Source organism: Kitasatospora sp. NPDC048715, assembly GCF_043198905.1.
GTDB classification, from domain to species: Bacteria; Actinomycetota; Actinomycetes; order Streptomycetales; family Streptomycetaceae; genus Kitasatospora; species Kitasatospora lactacystinica.
In genome coordinates, this window is sequence record NZ_JBICVH010000022.1 from 14,298 (window position 1) to 29,625 (window position 15,328).

Genomic DNA, 15,328 nt, shown 5'->3' on the forward strand with positions numbered 1-15,328 from the left:
GCGGGGCCCCGCTACCGCGCGTCGGTACGGGCGCGCGGGGGCACCGGTGCGTTCAGGGCGTCCTGGGCGCGGTTCAGGCCGCGCCGCACCAGCGTCTCCAGGGCGTCCGCGCAGCGGTCCAACTCGCCGGGCATGGCGGCCAGTTCCTCCTCCGAGAACTTCTTCAGCACGAAGTCCCCGACGCTCTGGCCCTTCGGCGGACGTCCGATGCCGAACCGCAGCCTGACGAAGTCCCGGGTGCCGAGCACCTCGCCCACCGAGCGCACCCCGTTGTGGCCGCCGGGGCCGCCGCCGCGCTTGAGCCGGGCGGAGCCGAAGGCGAAGTCCAGGTCGTCCTGCACCACCACCAGCCGCTCGACCGGGACGCCGTGGCGGCGCAGCAGCGCGGCCACCGGGCGGCCGGACAGGTTGATGGACCACCACAGCGGCTTGGCCAGCAGCACCCGGTGGCCGTCGACGGCGATCTCGGCCACCAGGGTGGCGATCCCGCGCCGGCGGAACCGGGCGCCGTGCCGTTCGGCCAGCCGGTCCACGGCGAGGAAGCCCGCGTTGTGCCGGGTGAGCCGGAACCACGGGCCGGGGTTGCCCAGGCCGGCGATCAGCCAGGGGGCGTCGGGGGTCATGCGAGGGTTCTCCGGAGGGGTGGGGGCGGGGGAAGACGGCGGACGGCCGGGGCGCGGCGGGGACGGTACGGGACCGTCCCCGCCGGCGCCCCGGCCGTCCGGGGACACGCGGGACCTGCGGGACGTACAGGACGTACAGGACGTACGGAATGTACGGGACCGGTAGGACCCGGGGACACCCGGACCCGAGGGACACGTACGAGCCGCAGGGCGAGCCCGCGGAACGAGCACTCAGGAGGCGGGCACGCCGGGCTCGGCGCCGCGCTCCTTGAGCATGTCGGTCATCAGCTGGAGCTCGGAGGTCTGGGCGACCACCATCGACTGGGCGAGCCGCTTCTCGGCATCGTTCCGGGCCTTGTCGACGTAGCCCTGGGCCATCTCGACGCCGCCCTTGTGGTGCTCGATCATCAGCTGGAGGTAGTACACCTCGGCGTCCCGCCCGCTGAGCGTGCGCAGCTTCGCGAGCTGGGTGTTGGTGGCCATGCCCGGCATCAGCGAACCGTCGTGGGCCTGGTACTCGTGGCCCATCTCCATCCACGCCATCGGCGTGGCGGTCGAGTGCTGGGGCAGCCCCCACTGGTCGAGCCAGCCCATCATCATCCCGCGCTGGTTGGCCTGGGTGTTGATGATGTCGAAGGCCAGGGTGCGGGTCGGCTCGTCGGCGGTGCGGTCCCGGACGACGAACGACAGGTCCACCGCCTGCTGGTGGTGGGTCGCCATGTCGCGGGCGAACCCGGCCTCGGGGGAGTCGTTCGCGGGGACGGACAGCGTGGACGAGCCGGACGCCGAGGTCCCGCTCGCCACCAGGGCCGGCACCCCGAGCGCCAGCGCCACGGCGGCGGCCAGCGCGGCCGGCCACCACATGCGGCGGCGGCGCGGGGCCCCCACTTCCTGGACGCCGTCCGCCGCGGTGTCCACGGCGTCCACGGTGCCCGCGCTGTCCGCCGTCACGGCCTCGCCGGGGCGGCCCGCGCCGGCGGTCACATCTGCCCCATGGTGCAGGAGGCGCCCGGCTCCTGGGTCTGCTTGCCCTGGACGTACTTGGTGAAGAACTGCTCCACCCGCGGGTCGCTGGCGCTGTCCACGGTCAGCTGGGTGCTCCAGGCGTTCAGGGTGATGGTGCCCTGCTCGTCCGGGTACGGGCTCATCAGCGAGTACGGGGTCTTCTTGACCCGGTCGGAGAGGGTCTTGACGTCGTCCGGCGTGGCCTTGCCGTTGTACGTCACCCAGACGGCGCCGTGCTCCAGCGAGTGGACGGCGCGCTCGTTCTCGACCGGCTGGTCGTAGACGTGGCCCATGCAGTCCAGCCAGATCGCGTTGTGGTCGCCGCCGACCGGCGGGGTCATCGGGTAGGTGACCTTGTCCTTGACGTGGGTGCGGCTCAGCTCGCCGAAGGTCTTCACGCCCGGGATGTCCGCGTTGGCGGCGGTCTCCTTGTCCTTCTTCTTCTGGTTCTGGTCCATGACGATCCAGGTGCCGGTGGCGATCGCACCGATCACCAGCACGCCGGCCGCCACCGAGGCGACGATCTTGTTGCGGCGGTCGCGGCGCTGCTCGGCGGCGCGCAGCTCGGCGATCCGGGCGCGGCGGTCGAGGCCGTCCTGCTTGCCGCCGGGCTTGTTGGACTGCTTGGAGGCGGAACCCATGGTGGTCGTCCTTGTCCCCGCCGCACCGGTCGGTGGCGGCGGTCAGCTGGTGTGAGAGGAGAAACGGATCCGTCGGCGGCTGCGCCGGCGGTGGGTTCCACTCAGGACCGGTGGACCTGGAGTTCGTGCAGATCGGGCACCGGGTGCGCGCCGTCGAGCAGACCGGTGGGCACCACCCGGGGCAGCGCCTCGGGCGCGGCCGGGGTCAGCGGTGACACGGCGGGTTGCGGCTGCGGCGGCGGGTTCGGCAGCTGGGCGTCCTGCGAGCAGTACGGATGGCTGGAGCAGCCGTTGTTGCGCGGCGGCTGGCCGTCGGCGGTGCAGAGGATCCAGTGCCCCTGCTCCTCGGCCGTCCGGTGGTGGTCCGAGGACTTCGTGGCCCCGGTGACCTTCGCGGCGTGACCGGTGTAGGAGGAGTGCCCGGTGGCGACCTGGACACTGACCACGCTGACGACGGTGACGGCGCTGACCGGGGCCGCGTGCGGCGCCGGTTGGCCGGAGCCGTCCACCGCCTTGGCCTGGCCCGCGCAGGGCAGCAGCGTCAACAGCGTGACGAGCAGCAGGACCAACAGCCCACCTGCCGGGCGGCCCGCGGATGCGGCCCTCCCCGGTCGGGGCGAACTGGGGGCCGACGCGGTCATGCGCACATTTAATCAGCCGAACGAGTGATGCGATGCCCCCCATCGGCCCTCATTTTCGGGGGCCCGCACACCCGGATGGCCAGGAAACGCCCTGCTCCGGACACATCCGGCAAGCACGGACGGAACGGGAGCGGACGACCGGGCGACGCCACCGTGGACGACCCGGCGAACCGCCCGGTGAACGGCCTGGTGAGCGCGGTGGCCGGGATGCTCCGGTGGGTGACCGGTTGTCGCCGAAACCCGGACAGGGTCGTCGCAGGTGGAGAACAATGTCGTCAGCCCGGCCCGCCGGGGGCGGCGCGACCACGGAACGACCAGGAGCCGCCAGATGAGCAAGCAGGGTGCACCCGCACAGCCGCACCGGCCGGACGACGGTTGGTGGGACGCCGTCTACGACGGTCCGACGGGCACCCTCCCGGACACCCCGCACGCCGACCCGGGGGACGGCAGCGTGGACGACTGGTTCGACACGGCGGCCGGGCTCATCGGGCAGCAGCGCTCGGCGGAACCGGAACCGGAACCGGAACCGGAACCGGAACCGGAACCGGCACCGGAGCCCGAGCCCGAACCCGAGCCGGAGACGGCCGTAGCGGCTTCCGGGGAGCCCGACGGCGCGGCGGGTTCTGAGGGCCCGGCGGGCTCGGCGGGCCGGGACAGCATCGACGACTGGTTCGACACCGCGGTCGGCGTGATCGGCGGAGCGGAGGGGATCGGGCGTCAGCGGACCTCCCCGGAGACCCACCGCTTCCCGGCCCCCGACTTCGCCGACGACGCACCGAGGACGGCGCACGCGCGGGACCCGGAGCAGGACCCGGAACCCGCACCCAAACCGGAACCCGCACCCAAACCGGAACCCGAGCCGGACCCGGAATCCGAGCCGGAACCCGAGCCGGAACCCGAGCAGGCATCGGCACCCGAACCCGCACCCGAGCCGGAGGCCGTACCGGGTCCGGACTCAAACCCGGCCCCAGCCCCAGCCCCGGACGTGGTCCCGGACCCGGACCCGGTCTCGCTGGAGAAGCCCACCCCGCCGCCCGCCCCCGAACCGGCGCAGCCGGACCCCGTACCCGCCGTTGCGGAGCAGCCCGAGCACCCCGAGCACCCCGAGGAACTGGTGCCGCTGGTGGAGGCGGAGAAGTCCGAGCCGCCCGCCCCCGCTCCCGCCCCCAGCTCCGCTCCCGAGCCCGAACCCGTCCACGCCTCGGAACCCGACCCGGAGCCCGTGGCCCAGACCGCCGCCGTTCCCGACCCCCGCCTGGCCGTCCGCGCACCGCTCGCCGACGGCGGCGCCGCGGTCCCGCACGTCGGCGAGCGCCCCCCGACCTACGGACCCGAGCCGACGGCCGTACCCGAGGCGGACCCGGGCGCACTGCGCGCGCTCGTCCCGGACACCGTGCTGGACGGCGCCCAGTACGGTCCGTCCGTCCTGCGCGCCGCCTCCGTCCGGGGCGACTCCGCGCGCTACCGGGGTGAGCCGCGCCGCGACTCCCTGCTGGTCACCCGGTTCGGTGAGGGCCCGGACGGGCTGCTGCTCGCCGTCCTCGGCGGCTTCGACCGTACGGGCGGAGCCGCGGAGGAGGAGACGGTCACCCCGGAGGCGATCGCGGCCGCCAGCGGGGAGGCGTGCCACCATCTCGCCGCCGCGATCGGGCGCAGCCGGGCCGGCCTGGCCGCGGACCTGCGCGACGGTGCCCGCGACCGGCTCCGCTACGGCCTCCAGCGCCTGGCCACCGGTGCGGCCGCCCCGCTGCGCGCCCTGGCACCGCAGCCGGAGGGGGACGACACCCCGTCCCCGGCGTCGCTGCACTGCCTGATGGTGTCGCTGGACCCGGAGGCCGGTTACCGCGCGGCCTTCGGCGTCGGTCCGGGCGGGCTCTACCTGCTGCGCTCGGGCCACTGGATCGACGCCTACGCGGCCCGGCTGCTGCACCACCCGGACGGTCAGCCGCCGTTCCCCGAGGCCCCGGTGCCCGGCCCGCGCCCGTTCCGCTTCCGGCTCGTCCCCGCGACGCCGGGCGACATCCTCCTCCTGTGCACCCCGGGCCTCGCCCGGCCCATCGCCGACGAGCCGGCCGTCGCGCACTTCCTCTCCACCCACTGGGCCCACCCCCACCCGCCGGGCACCGTCGACTTCCTCCGCCAGGTCCAGGTTCGTGCCAAGGGCTACGCCGACGACCGTACGGCCGCCGCCATCTGGACCGAGTGACCCCGCACCACCCCCCCGACCCCAACCCCAACCCGCCCAAAGACCCAATCCGGCCCCACCCCCGCCCGGGCGCGTGCGCAGGCACCTTGGCGCCGGCCGCGCCGGGGGCGAGTCTGTAGACCGGTCTGCATATTCTCTGCCCGCCCCTTCGAGGTGGTGCGCAGGAAGTCGGCCTGATCGACTTCCTGTGTGTGGGGCTGCTCCTGGGCCTCTTCGATGGCCGCCCGGTCGGCTGACCGGCCGGGCTTGTGCATGAGAAGTCGGCCGGGCCGACTTCTCGCGTGCCGGATGCGCGGGCGCAGGTACCTTGGCGCCGGCCGCGCCGGGGGCGAGTCTGTAGACCGGTCTGCATATTCTCTGTCCGCCCCTATCGAGGTGGTGTGCAGGAAGTCGGCCTGATCGGCTTCCTGTGCGTGGGGCTGCTCCTGGGCCTCTTCGACGGCCGTCCGGTCGGCTGACCGGCCGGGCTTGTGCATGAGAAGTCGGCTGGGCCGACTTCTCGCGCACCTGTAGGAACGCATGCGTCGGCTGCGCCCCCGTGCAATCTGTAGACCGGTCTGCATATTTTTTCCATGCCCCAGGAACCGCGCACAGGAAGTCGGCTGGGTCGACTTCTGGCGCGCGAGGGGATCCCGGCATGGGCGAGTCTCCGGACCGGTCGGCCGGGCTTGTGCGCGAGAAGTCGGCCGGGCCGACTTCTCGCGCGGGCAGGGGGCGGGAGCCGCGGGTGGGCTCAGGTGCGCAGGAGTATGCCGGTGACGGCGGTGGCCTGGGTGAGGGCGGCGGGGCGGTGGGCGTCGGGGAGGCCGATGGCGATGGGGACGGCGAGGCCGTCGAGCAGGGCGCGGATCTGCAGGGCGCGGTCGGCGGCGGGGCCGGGGGTGAAGTGGCCGGCGGCGGCGCCCTCCTCGACGAGGGCGACCAGGTCGGCCTGCCAGGGGGCCTCGATCTCCTGCTGGCCCTGGCGGATCTCGGCGCTCGCGGGGGAGCGGCCCCACACCTCGACCCAGAGGATCCAGCGCGGGTCGCCAGCGCCCTCCGGCAGGTAGAGGCGCAGGTAGGCGTCGAGGCGCTGCCAGGGGTCGAGGGCGGGGTCGGCGAGGGCCTCGCGGCGGCGGGCGCCGAGCTGCTCCTCGCTCCAGCGGAGGGTTTCCAGCAGCAGCTGGTCCTTGCTGCCGAAGTAGTAGAGCAGGTGCCCGGCGCTCATCTGGAGCTGTTTGCCGAGACCGGCCATGGTGAGTTTGGCGAGCCCGTGTTCGGCGATCGCGGCCCGGGCGGTGGCGAAGACCTCCTCGCGGGGGCGGGCCGGCCGGCGCGGGCGGGGGTCGGCCATGTGCGGGTCTCCTCGGTGGAACGGGGCCTCGGAAGCCGTCCGGGCGGGGGCGCGGGGCCCCCGCCCGGACGGGGCGTCAGAGCGCCTTCGGCTGCTGCTGGGTGATGCAGTGGATGCCGCCGCCGTTCGCGAAGATCTCGCGGGCGTCGACGAGTTCGACGGTGCGGCCCGGGTAGGCCTCGGCGAGGATGGCGGCGGCCTCCTGGTCGCGCGGGTCGTCGAAGGCGCACAGCACGACCGCGCCGTTGGCCACGTAGTGGTTGATGTAGGAGTAGTCGACCGGCTCGCCGTCCTCGTCCAGCAGGACGGTGGGGGCGGGCAGTTCGACGACCTCCAGCGGGCGGCCCCGGGCGTCGGTCGAGGCGCGCAGCACGGCGACCAGTTCGCGGCAGACCTCGTGGTCCGGGTGCGAGGGGTCGGGCTGGACGTGGGCGACCACGACGCCGGGGCGCACGAAGGAGGCGACGATGTCGATGTGTCCGCGGGTGCCGAACTCGTCGTAGTCGCGGGTGAGTCCGCGCGGCAGCCAGATCGCCTTGGTGGTGCCGAGGAAGGCGTGCAGCTCGGCCTCGACCTCCTCCTTGGTCCAGTCGGCGTTGCGGCCCTCGCCGAGCTGGACGGTCTCGGTGACCAGCACCGTTCCGTCGCCGTCGACGTGGATGCCGCCGCCCTCGTTGATCAGCCGGGAGGCGAAGCGCTGCACCCCGGTCAGTTCGCCGATGTGCTCGGCGATGTGCTGGTCCTTGTCCCAGCGGGCCCAGGACTGCGCGCCCCAGCCGTTGAAGATCCAGTCGGTGGCGGCGAGCGAGCCCTTGCCGTCGATCAGGAAGGACGGGCCGATGTCGCGCATCCACGCGTCGTTCAGCGGGCGCTCGACGATGTCGACCCGCTCGGAGACGTACTTGCGGGCCTCCTCGGTCTCACCGGTGTTGACGATCAGCGTCACCGGCTCGTACCCGACGATGGTGTCGGCGACGGCGGCCCAGGCCTGGCGGGCGGCGTGCAGCTGCTCGGGGCCGTCGAAGGTGGGGTTGGTGGTGGGGAAGGCCATCCAGGTGCGCTCGTGCGGGTGCCACTCGGCGGGCATCCGGTAGCCGAGGGAGGCGGGCGTGGGGGTGGTCGTCATCGAGTCCTCAAGAGGTCCGGGGCCTTGGCGCGGGGGGTCGGAATGCGGGGGGGTCAGAGGAAGTAGAGGCGGCTGAGCGAGACGCTGTCCGCGGGTTCGGAGCGCAGCGGCGAGCCGTCGAGCGAGACCAGCCCGGTCTCGGTGACCTCGACGTGGCCGACGCGGGCGTTGCGCACCATGTCGCGGGGTCCGATGCCGCGGGTGCCCCGGACGCCGACCCGGCGGCGGCGGGTGGGCAGTCCGTCGGCGGCCCGGTCGAGGTACGCGCCGTCGGCGGCGGCCTGGGCGACGAAGGCCACCGAGATGTCGGCGGCGGTCGCGCCGTGGGCGCCGAACTGCGGTCCCAGGACGAGCGGTTCGCAGCGGTCGGTGGAGGCGTTGGGGTCGCCGACCACGCCGTACGCGGGGAATCCGGCCTTGAGGACCAGCTGCGGCTTGGCGCCGAAGTGGTCCGGGCGCCACAGCACGATGTCGGCGAGCTTGCCGATCTCGATGGAGCCGACCTCGTGCGCGAGGCCGTGGGCGATGGCCGGGTTGATGGTGAGCTTGGCGATGTAGCGCAGCACGCGCTCGTTGTCGTCGCCGCTGTCCGTCGTGCCGTACGAGCCGGTGCCGTCGAGCGGGCCGAGTTCGGCCTTCATCTTGCCGGCCATGGCGAAGGTGCGGCGCACCGTCTCGCCGGCCCGGCCCATGCCCTGGGCGTCGGAGGAGGTGATGCCGATGACCCCGAGGTCGTGCAGGACGTCCTCGGCGCCCATGGTGCCGGCCCGGATGCGGTCGCGGGCCATCGCGGCGTCGCCGGGCAGGTCGACCTTGAGGTCGTGCGCGGAGACGATCATGCCGAAGTGTTCGCCGAGGGCGTCCCGGCCGAACGGCAGCGTCGGGTTGGTGGAGGAGCCGATGACGTTCGGCACGCCGGCCATCTTGAGCACGTTGGGGACGTGTCCGCCGCCGCAGCCCTCGATGTGGAAGGCGTGGATGGTCCGGCCCTCCAGCACCTTCAGGGTGTCCTCGACCGACAGGCACTCGTTCAACCCGTCGGTGTGCAGGGCGACCTGGACGTCGTACTCCTCGGCGACCCGCAGCGCGGTGTCCAGGGCGCGGGTGTGCGCGCCCATGTCCTCGTGCACCTTGAAGCCGGACGCCCCGCCCTCGGCCAGCGCCTCGATCAGCGGGGCCTCGTCGGAGGACGAACCCCGGCCCAGGAAGCCGATGTTGACGGGCCAGGCGTCGAACGCGTTGAAGGCGTGGCGCAGTGCCCAGGGCGAGTTGACGCCGACGCCCCAGACCGGGCCGAACTCCTGGCCGATGACGGTGGTGACGCCGGAGGCCAGCGAGGCCTCCATGATCCGCGGCGAGAGCAGGTGGACGTGGGTGTCGATGGAGCCGGCGGTGGCGATCATGCCCTCGCCGGAGACGATCGTGGTGCCGGTGCCGACGACCACGTCCACGCCGTCCAGGGTGTCCGGGTTGCCGGCCCGCCCGATCGAGGCGATCCGGCCGCCGATCAGGCCGATCGAGGTCTTGCGGATGCCCTGGATCGCGTCGATCACCAGCACGTTGCTGATCACGACGTCGCAGGTGTCCCGGACCGCGGCGGGCTTGAGGTGCAGGCCGTCGCGGGCGGTCTTGCCGAAGCCGGCCAGGAACTCGTCGCCGGGCGCCTGGGAGTCGGACTCCACGCGGACGATCAGTCCGCTGTCGCCGAGCCGGACCCGGTCCCCGGCGCGCGGGCCGTGCACCGAGATGTAGTCGTGCGGGGTGATGGACGTCACGACTCGACCTCCGCGTCGTCGAAGTGGGTGAGGTAGCCGGTGGCGCGGGCCTTCGCCAGGGCGGCCTCCTTCGCGCCGGGCGCGTCCAGCGGGCCGTCCACGAGCCCCGCGAAACCGATCGCGACCCGCCCGCCGCCGATCGGCACCAGGCCGACCTCGACGGTGGCGCCGGGGTCGAAGCGCACCGAGGAGCCGGCCGGGACGGCCAGGTGGGTGCCGTAGGCGGCGGCGCGGTCGAAGGCGAGCCGCGGGTTGGCCTCGAAGAAGTGGAAGTGCGAGGTGACCGAGATCGGCACCGCGGAGGTGTTGTGCACGGGGAGCAGCAGTGTCTCCTCGACCGGGTCGTAGCCGGCCCCGTCGCCGATCAGCGCGCCGCCGGGGGCCTCGTCGCCGAGCGAGCCGGCGCCCTTGAACGGGTCGTTGACGACGGCGAGGCGGGTGCCGTCCTCGAAGACGGCCTCGACCTGGACGACGGTGACCACGTCCGGCACGCCGGGCAGGACGTCGTCGGCGGTCAGCACGGAGCGGCCGGCCTCGATGGCCTCGGCCAGGCGCCGGCCGTCGCGGGCGGCCTCGCAGACGGCGTCCGCGATCAGGGCGGTGGCCTCGGGGATGTTGAGGCGCACGCCCCGGGCGCGGCGGGCGCGGGCCAGCTCGGCTGCTGTGAAGATCAGCAGCCGGTCCCGCTCGGTGGGGGTCAGTCGCACGGTTCCTCGCTCGCGGTCGCCGGGGACGGGGTCGGCTCGGGGCCCTGGGGGCTGTCGGGGGCGATGTTAGAACATCGTTCAAACATCTCGGGTCATTGAACCCGCACCGGGCCGCCCTGTCCAGCGTTGCCGCTCCGCGGGGGTTCGGCTTGCTGGGCGGGGGATGGGGGTGAGGGGTGGCACGGGGCGGCGGGCCGGGAGGGTCCGCGGACCGCCGCCCGGACCCGCCGCGCAGGCCCGGAGTGCAGGCCCGGAGTGTAGGCCCGGAGTGCAGACCCGCCGCCCGGGGCCGGCGCGCGGCGGGAGCGGGGCGGGGGCGCGCGGTCGGGCGCACGGTCCGTACGGGCGCCGGGTGTGCGCGGGATCGGGTGACGGCGCCCTCGAAAATCGCCTCTGCGCTTCGCAAACCTGTCCGGCGCGGGCAGTTGGATCACGCGAACCACCCCGTGCCCCTTTCACCCCACGTGATCGGACGCACACTGTTGCAAACGCCGTCAACTGGGCATGAGGATGAGTGGTCAGAACGAGGGGGCCACCCGGCCGGCGGGGGATCCGGAGGCGGGGGCCCGGATTTCAGGGCGGGGGCATGGGTTGATGGACGGTCAGTCGCGATTCCCGCGGCAGCGGACGAGTTCCGGCGACGCCTACCGGTCCGGGCCGGTCCAGGGGCCGACCGGCAGCACCGGGACGACCCTGCCGGGTGCACCGGCTCCGGGTTGTGCCCTGCACCGGCGGTTGCACCTCACGCTCGACCCGGCGGACCTGGTCGGGGTGGGCGCGGTCCGGCGGCGGCTGCGTTCGGCGCTGAGCCACTGGGGGGTGCCGGAGCTGTCCGACACCGCCGAGCTGCTCTCCTCCGAGCTGGTCACCAACGCGCTGCTGCACACGGGCAAGGGCGCGGTGTTCGACGCGGTGCTCGACCCGGACCACCGGCTGCGGATCGAGGTGCAGGACGGCACCAGCAGACTTCCCGGGCGCCGCCGCGATCCGGAGGCCGAGTACGCGACCTCGGGGCGCGGCCTGCTGCTGGTGGAGGCGCTCGCGGACTCCTGGGGCGTACAGCTGCGCGGCGACGGCAAGGTCACCTGGTTCGAACTCGCCACGCCCTGATCCCGGCCCCGGCGCCGGCACAGTCTCTCGTCGCCGGGTCGCCGGGTCGCCGGGTCGCCGGGTCGCCGGGTCGCCGCCGGGCCCGCCATCGGGGTCGTACGATTGTTCGCCGTCGATTGATTCGCTGTCGAAGGAAGCCCGGAACAGAAGGCGGAACGGAAGGTTTCCGGCCCGTTGGCATTGCCGCTCGGCCGAACATTGGCCAGGATGGTGGGAATGTGTGTCCACGTGCGGGAAGCAGCGGGGAGACCGAACCTCGACTGGCCACCGTCCGTCGCACCGTCCTATCCAGCACGACCCATCACACCGCCATGCGGCCCGTCCGGACGGTCGGCGCGGTCCGCCACGGCAGCGGCAGGAGCAGCATGCCCACTGAGCCCGAGTCGCCGGGGCCGGCACTTCCTCCCGGCGCGGCGCCCGCCGTCGAGCCGCGAACCGTGGAACCGCGAAGCGTGGAGCCGCGCACCGCCGACCCGAGAGCCGCCGGGCCGCGAGCGGTCGGACAGCGGGCCGTCGAGCCGCGCGTCGCCGAGCAGCCGGGCGCCCCGGAGCCGCGCACTCCCGGGCAGCCCGTCGGCGCCACCACCACCGGGACCGGCCGGGCCCGCCCGCCCGCCCAGACCACGCGCCGCGGCTCCGCGGTGCGCCCGTCGCCGAGCCTCGCCGCCGCCCGCCTGGCGCCCGTGCTGTCGGGCGGACTGCCGCCGTCCTCCGCGGACACCATGCCGGACTGGCTGGAGCCCGCGATGGCGGCCAACGGCATCGGCTCCTTCGACTGGGACATCCGCCGCGACGTCCTGGAGGGCGACCAGCGGGCCTGCACGATCGTCGGACTGGACGCCCTGGAGCAGGGCCGCTTCGACCGCACCGCCGCCTCCTTCCTGGCCCTGCTGCACCCCGAGGACGCGCCCGTGGTGCGCCGCCGGGTCGAGCGCGCGGTGGCCGAGCTGGGCCAGTGCGGCGCCTACTACCGCACGGTCGGGGCGAGGGGCGGCATGCGCGCGGTGCGCTTCCGCGGCCGGGTGCTCGCCGACGCCTTCGGCCGGGCCTCCCGGATGGTCGGCTTCGTCTGGGACGCCACCGTCGAGCTGCACAAGCGGGACCACGCCGACCGGATGGCCCTGCTGCGCGAGGAGCGCTCCCGGTTCATCAAGGAGGCGGCGCGCGCCCTCTCCGAAGCCGTCACCGTGCGTGACGTGGCCCGGGTGTTCACCGAGCTGCCGCTGCCCGGGCTGCCGCCGGACGGCCTGGTGCTGGCCTCCTTCGAGGCCGGCCGGGCGCAGATCCTCGGGGCCTCCGGCTACCGCGCCGACACGCTGGCGGTCTGGGACCGCACCGTGCTGCCGCCCGGGCACCCGGCGGCCGAGGCGCTGCGCCACCGTACGCCGGTCTTCGTCTCGACCCGCGAGGAGTTCCGCGAGGGCTACCCCGAGGTGTGGGAGCCGACCAGCCGCACCGGCCGGGGTTCCTGGGCGTACCTGCCGCTGGTGGCCAGCGGCCGGGCGATCGGCGTGTGCGTGGTCAGCTTCGACGACGAGCGCGAGCTCGACGCGGACGAGCGCACCCTGCTCACCACCCTGGGCGGGCTGGTCGCCCAGTCGCTGGCCAGGGCCCGGCTGCACGACGCCGAGCACGAGCTGGCGGCCGGCCTCCAGCGGGTGATGCTGCCGCGCACCGTCCCGTCCGTCCCGGGCGTGACCACGGCGGTGCGCTACCTCGCGGCCGGCTCCGGCCTCCAGATCGGCGGCGACTGGTACGACGTGGTGCCGCTGCCCGGCGGACACGTCGGCCTGGTGATCGGCGACGTCCAGGGGCACGACGTGCACGCCGCCGGGATCATGGGTCAGCTGCGGATCGCGCTGCGCGCCTACGCGGCCGAGGGCCACCCGCCCGCCGCCGTGATGGCCCGCGCCTCGCGCTTCCTCGCCGACCTCGACACCGACCACTTCGCGACCTGCGCCTACGCCGAGGTCAACGTGGACTACGGCGTGGTCTACGCCGTCCGGGCCGGCCACCTCGACCCGGTGGTGCGCCGCGCGGACGGCACCGCCGCCGTGGTGCCGGTGGCCGGCGGGCTGCCGCTGGGCATCGACCCGGACCAGGAGTACCGGGTCACCCGGTTCAGCCTGGACCCGGGCGAGACCGTGGTGCTCTGCACGGACGGCCTGGTCGAGGCGCGCGGCATGGACCTGGACGAGGGCGTCGCCCGGCTCACCCGGGCGCTCGCCCGCCCGCTGCCGGACGCCGCGCAGGCCGCCCGCGACCCGCTGGAGGAGCTGGCCGACCGGATCGCCTCCCAGGCCGCCGACTCCAGCGAGCGCGAGGACGACATAGCGCTGCTGCTCCTGCGCTGGGACGGCCCGGCCGGCGGCCTGACCGCCCAGCAGCTGCGCCGCCGGATCGGCCAGGCCGACCTGGCGCGGGTGGCCGAGGTGCGGGCCGAGCTGCGCGACGCGCTGCGCCGCTGGGGCGTGGCCGAGTTCATCGACACCGCCGAGCTGCTCTCCTCCGAGCTGGTCACCAACGCCATCCGGCACACCGACCGGGACGCCATGTTCACCGCCCGGCTCTACCGGGAGCCGGAGGCGGACGGCGGCCGGGCCCGGCTGCGGGTCGAGGTGGAGGACGAGTCGGACCTCTGGCCGACCCGCCGGACGCCGGGGGAGCAGGCCTCCTCCGGGCGCGGGCTGATGCTGGTGGAGGCGCTCGCGGACTCCTGGGGCGTGGAGCCGCGCGGCACCGGCAAGCGGATGTGGTTCGAACTCAGCGGGACGGCGGCAGCGGCCTGACCCCCCGTCCGGTTCCGGCTCCCCGGGGAGGCGGCGCGCCGCCCGGGGGGACCGGGCCGGAGGGGATCAGCCGAACTGCTGCTCCAGGTCCTTCAGTTTGCGTTCCAGCGAGTCCAGCCGGGGCAGGGTGACGGTGTCCTCCTCCATGGTGAGGTCGATGGTTCGCCGCTCCGGACGCGGCGGCAGGCCCGGCTGGACGACCGCGCCCTCGGCCGGCTCCACCTCGCGCGGTGCGGCGGCCCGCTCCACTCCGGGACGTTCGGTCCGGACCCGCTCCGCCGCGGACCGTTCCACCCCGGGACGCCCCGCTCCGGGGGCCACGGCGGCCACGGCGGGCTCCGGGCCGGCCTCCAGCCGCCGTGCCGTCGCGCCGCCGACGCGCCGCCAGGCGCTGTTGGAGCGGTTGATCGCCCGGATCTCGGCCCGTTCCCGGCGCCCCGCCAGCCTGCGGCGCTGCTTCTCGACGGTGCGCTCCCGCCTGTCCTCGCGCACCTCGTCGACCGCCTCGTCCAGGCTGCGGACGTTCTCCAGCAGCATCAGCGACCAGGCCGCGTAGGTCTCGCGCGGGGCGCGCAGCCAGCGGACGATGCGGATCTGCGGCAGCGGGCGGGGGACCAGGCCCTGTTCGCGCAGCGCGGCCCGGCGGGTCTGCTTGAGCGCCCGGTCGAAGAGGATCGCCGCCGAGAGGGACATGCCGGAGAAGAACTGCGGGGCGCCGGCGTGGGTCAGCCCGCGCGGGGCGTGCACCCAGTTGAACCAGGCCGAGGCGCCGGCGAAGAGCCAGACCAGCAGCCGGGAGCCGAGCGCCGCGTCGCCGTGGCTGGCCTCGCGGACGGCGAGTACCGAGCAGAACATCGCGGCGCCGTCGAGCCCGAACGGGACGAGGTACTCCCAGCCGCCGGACAGGCCGAGGTTCTGCACGCCGAAGCCGACCAGGCCGTGGAAGGAGAGGGCGGCCGCGACGCCGGCGCAGCAGAACAACAGGGTGTAGGAGGCGCCGCCGTACAGGGATTCCTTGCGGCGGCGCCGTTCCTCGGAACGTTCCCAGGAATCGGGGCCGGCGGTGGAGGAGGTGGCCCCCCGGCTGCGGAGCAGGGCCACCAGGAGTGCGCTGACCAGCAGCCCCACGACCACGGTGATCGCCCATCCGAGCGGTATGTCGGACAATTTCATCGCCGGAACCAGCCTCGCTTTCCTGCGTCGCTTTTCTGCGCCGTGATGGCGGGGACCATCATGGCGGATTCCGCGCGGAGGAATGGCCGATTCGCCGTCAATGCGCTGAGGAGAGGGATTTCTGACCCGGTGACCATCGCATGGTCATAGGAATGCGACGTGGGTTTTTCCAGGAATGGCGGGCTTTTCGAACCCGATG

Annotated in this window: 12 protein-coding genes; 3 read left to right on the forward strand and 9 right to left on the reverse strand. The window is 74.2% G+C overall.

What is annotated here, in order from left to right:
* Nucleotides 1-11 precede the first annotated feature (11 nt).
* From pth to ACGFSC_RS34825, 4 genes are all read right to left on the reverse strand, one after another.
* A complete protein-coding gene (gene pth, locus ACGFSC_RS34810; protein ID WP_359908038.1) occupies nt 12-623 on the reverse strand; it encodes an aminoacyl-tRNA hydrolase in 612 nt (203 codons plus the stop codon).
* Between the two features lie 231 nt (nt 624-854).
* On the reverse strand, nt 855-1,487 hold the full coding sequence (locus tag ACGFSC_RS34815; protein ID WP_392864537.1) for a DUF305 domain-containing protein: 633 nt from the start codon (nt 1,485-1,487) through the stop codon (nt 855-857).
* A gap of 116 nt (nt 1,488-1,603) precedes the next feature.
* Complete coding sequence (locus ACGFSC_RS34820) at nt 1,604-2,269, reverse strand: DUF3105 domain-containing protein (protein WP_359908032.1); 666 nt, start codon at nt 2,267-2,269, stop codon at nt 1,604-1,606.
* Nucleotides 2,270-2,370: 101 nt separating this feature from the next.
* Nucleotides 2,371-2,838: a hypothetical protein gene (locus ACGFSC_RS34825; RefSeq protein WP_359908029.1), complete on the reverse strand. Its 468-nt coding sequence runs from the start codon at nt 2,836-2,838 to the stop codon at nt 2,371-2,373.
* Between the two features lie 400 nt (nt 2,839-3,238).
* Here ACGFSC_RS34825 and ACGFSC_RS34830 point away from each other — a divergent pair, with 400 nt between their 5' ends.
* Entirely contained in the window at nt 3,239-5,116 is a 1,878-nt protein-coding gene (locus tag ACGFSC_RS34830; protein ID WP_359908026.1) for a hypothetical protein, read from the forward strand.
* Nucleotides 5,117-5,849: 733 nt separating this feature from the next.
* On the opposite strand, the gene ACGFSC_RS34835 is transcribed toward ACGFSC_RS34830, so the two are convergent.
* The 4 genes from ACGFSC_RS34835 to ACGFSC_RS34850 all read right to left on the reverse strand — a co-directional run bounded on the left by ACGFSC_RS34835 (nt 5,850) and on the right by ACGFSC_RS34850 (nt 10,057).
* Nucleotides 5,850-6,449: a TetR/AcrR family transcriptional regulator gene (locus ACGFSC_RS34835; RefSeq protein WP_359908024.1), complete on the reverse strand. Its 600-nt coding sequence runs from the start codon at nt 6,447-6,449 to the stop codon at nt 5,850-5,852.
* A gap of 76 nt (nt 6,450-6,525) precedes the next feature.
* Nucleotides 6,526-7,575, reverse strand: coding sequence for an agmatine deiminase family protein (locus tag ACGFSC_RS34840; RefSeq protein ID WP_359908021.1), 1,050 nt, complete (start codon nt 7,573-7,575; stop codon nt 6,526-6,528).
* Nucleotides 7,576-7,628: 53 nt separating this feature from the next.
* The gene (locus tag ACGFSC_RS34845; protein WP_380635607.1) at nt 7,629-9,350 is read right to left on the reverse strand and encodes an urease subunit alpha; all 1,722 of its coding nucleotides are present in this window, start codon (nt 9,348-9,350) and stop codon (nt 7,629-7,631) included.
* On the reverse strand, nt 9,347-10,057 hold the full coding sequence (locus tag ACGFSC_RS34850) for an urease subunit gamma (RefSeq protein WP_359908019.1): 711 nt from the start codon (nt 10,055-10,057) through the stop codon (nt 9,347-9,349). The genes ACGFSC_RS34845 and ACGFSC_RS34850 overlap by 4 nt, the downstream gene beginning before the upstream one ends.
* A gap of 735 nt (nt 10,058-10,792) precedes the next feature.
* Between ACGFSC_RS34850 and ACGFSC_RS34855 the strand changes: the two genes are divergently transcribed.
* Both ACGFSC_RS34855 and ACGFSC_RS34860 read left to right on the forward strand, forming a co-directional pair.
* Entirely contained in the window at nt 10,793-11,167 is a 375-nt protein-coding gene (locus tag ACGFSC_RS34855; protein WP_359908016.1) for an ATP-binding protein, read from the forward strand.
* Between the two features lie 452 nt (nt 11,168-11,619).
* Complete coding sequence (locus ACGFSC_RS34860) at nt 11,620-13,956, forward strand: SpoIIE family protein phosphatase (protein ID WP_359908013.1); 2,337 nt, start codon at nt 11,620-11,622, stop codon at nt 13,954-13,956.
* Between the two features lie 66 nt (nt 13,957-14,022).
* Here the strand turns inward: ACGFSC_RS34860 and ACGFSC_RS34865 are convergent, their stop codons facing one another.
* On the reverse strand, nt 14,023-15,129 hold the full coding sequence (locus ACGFSC_RS34865; RefSeq protein ID WP_359908010.1) for a DUF2637 domain-containing protein: 1,107 nt from the start codon (nt 15,127-15,129) through the stop codon (nt 14,023-14,025).
* Nucleotides 15,130-15,328 lie beyond the last annotated feature (199 nt).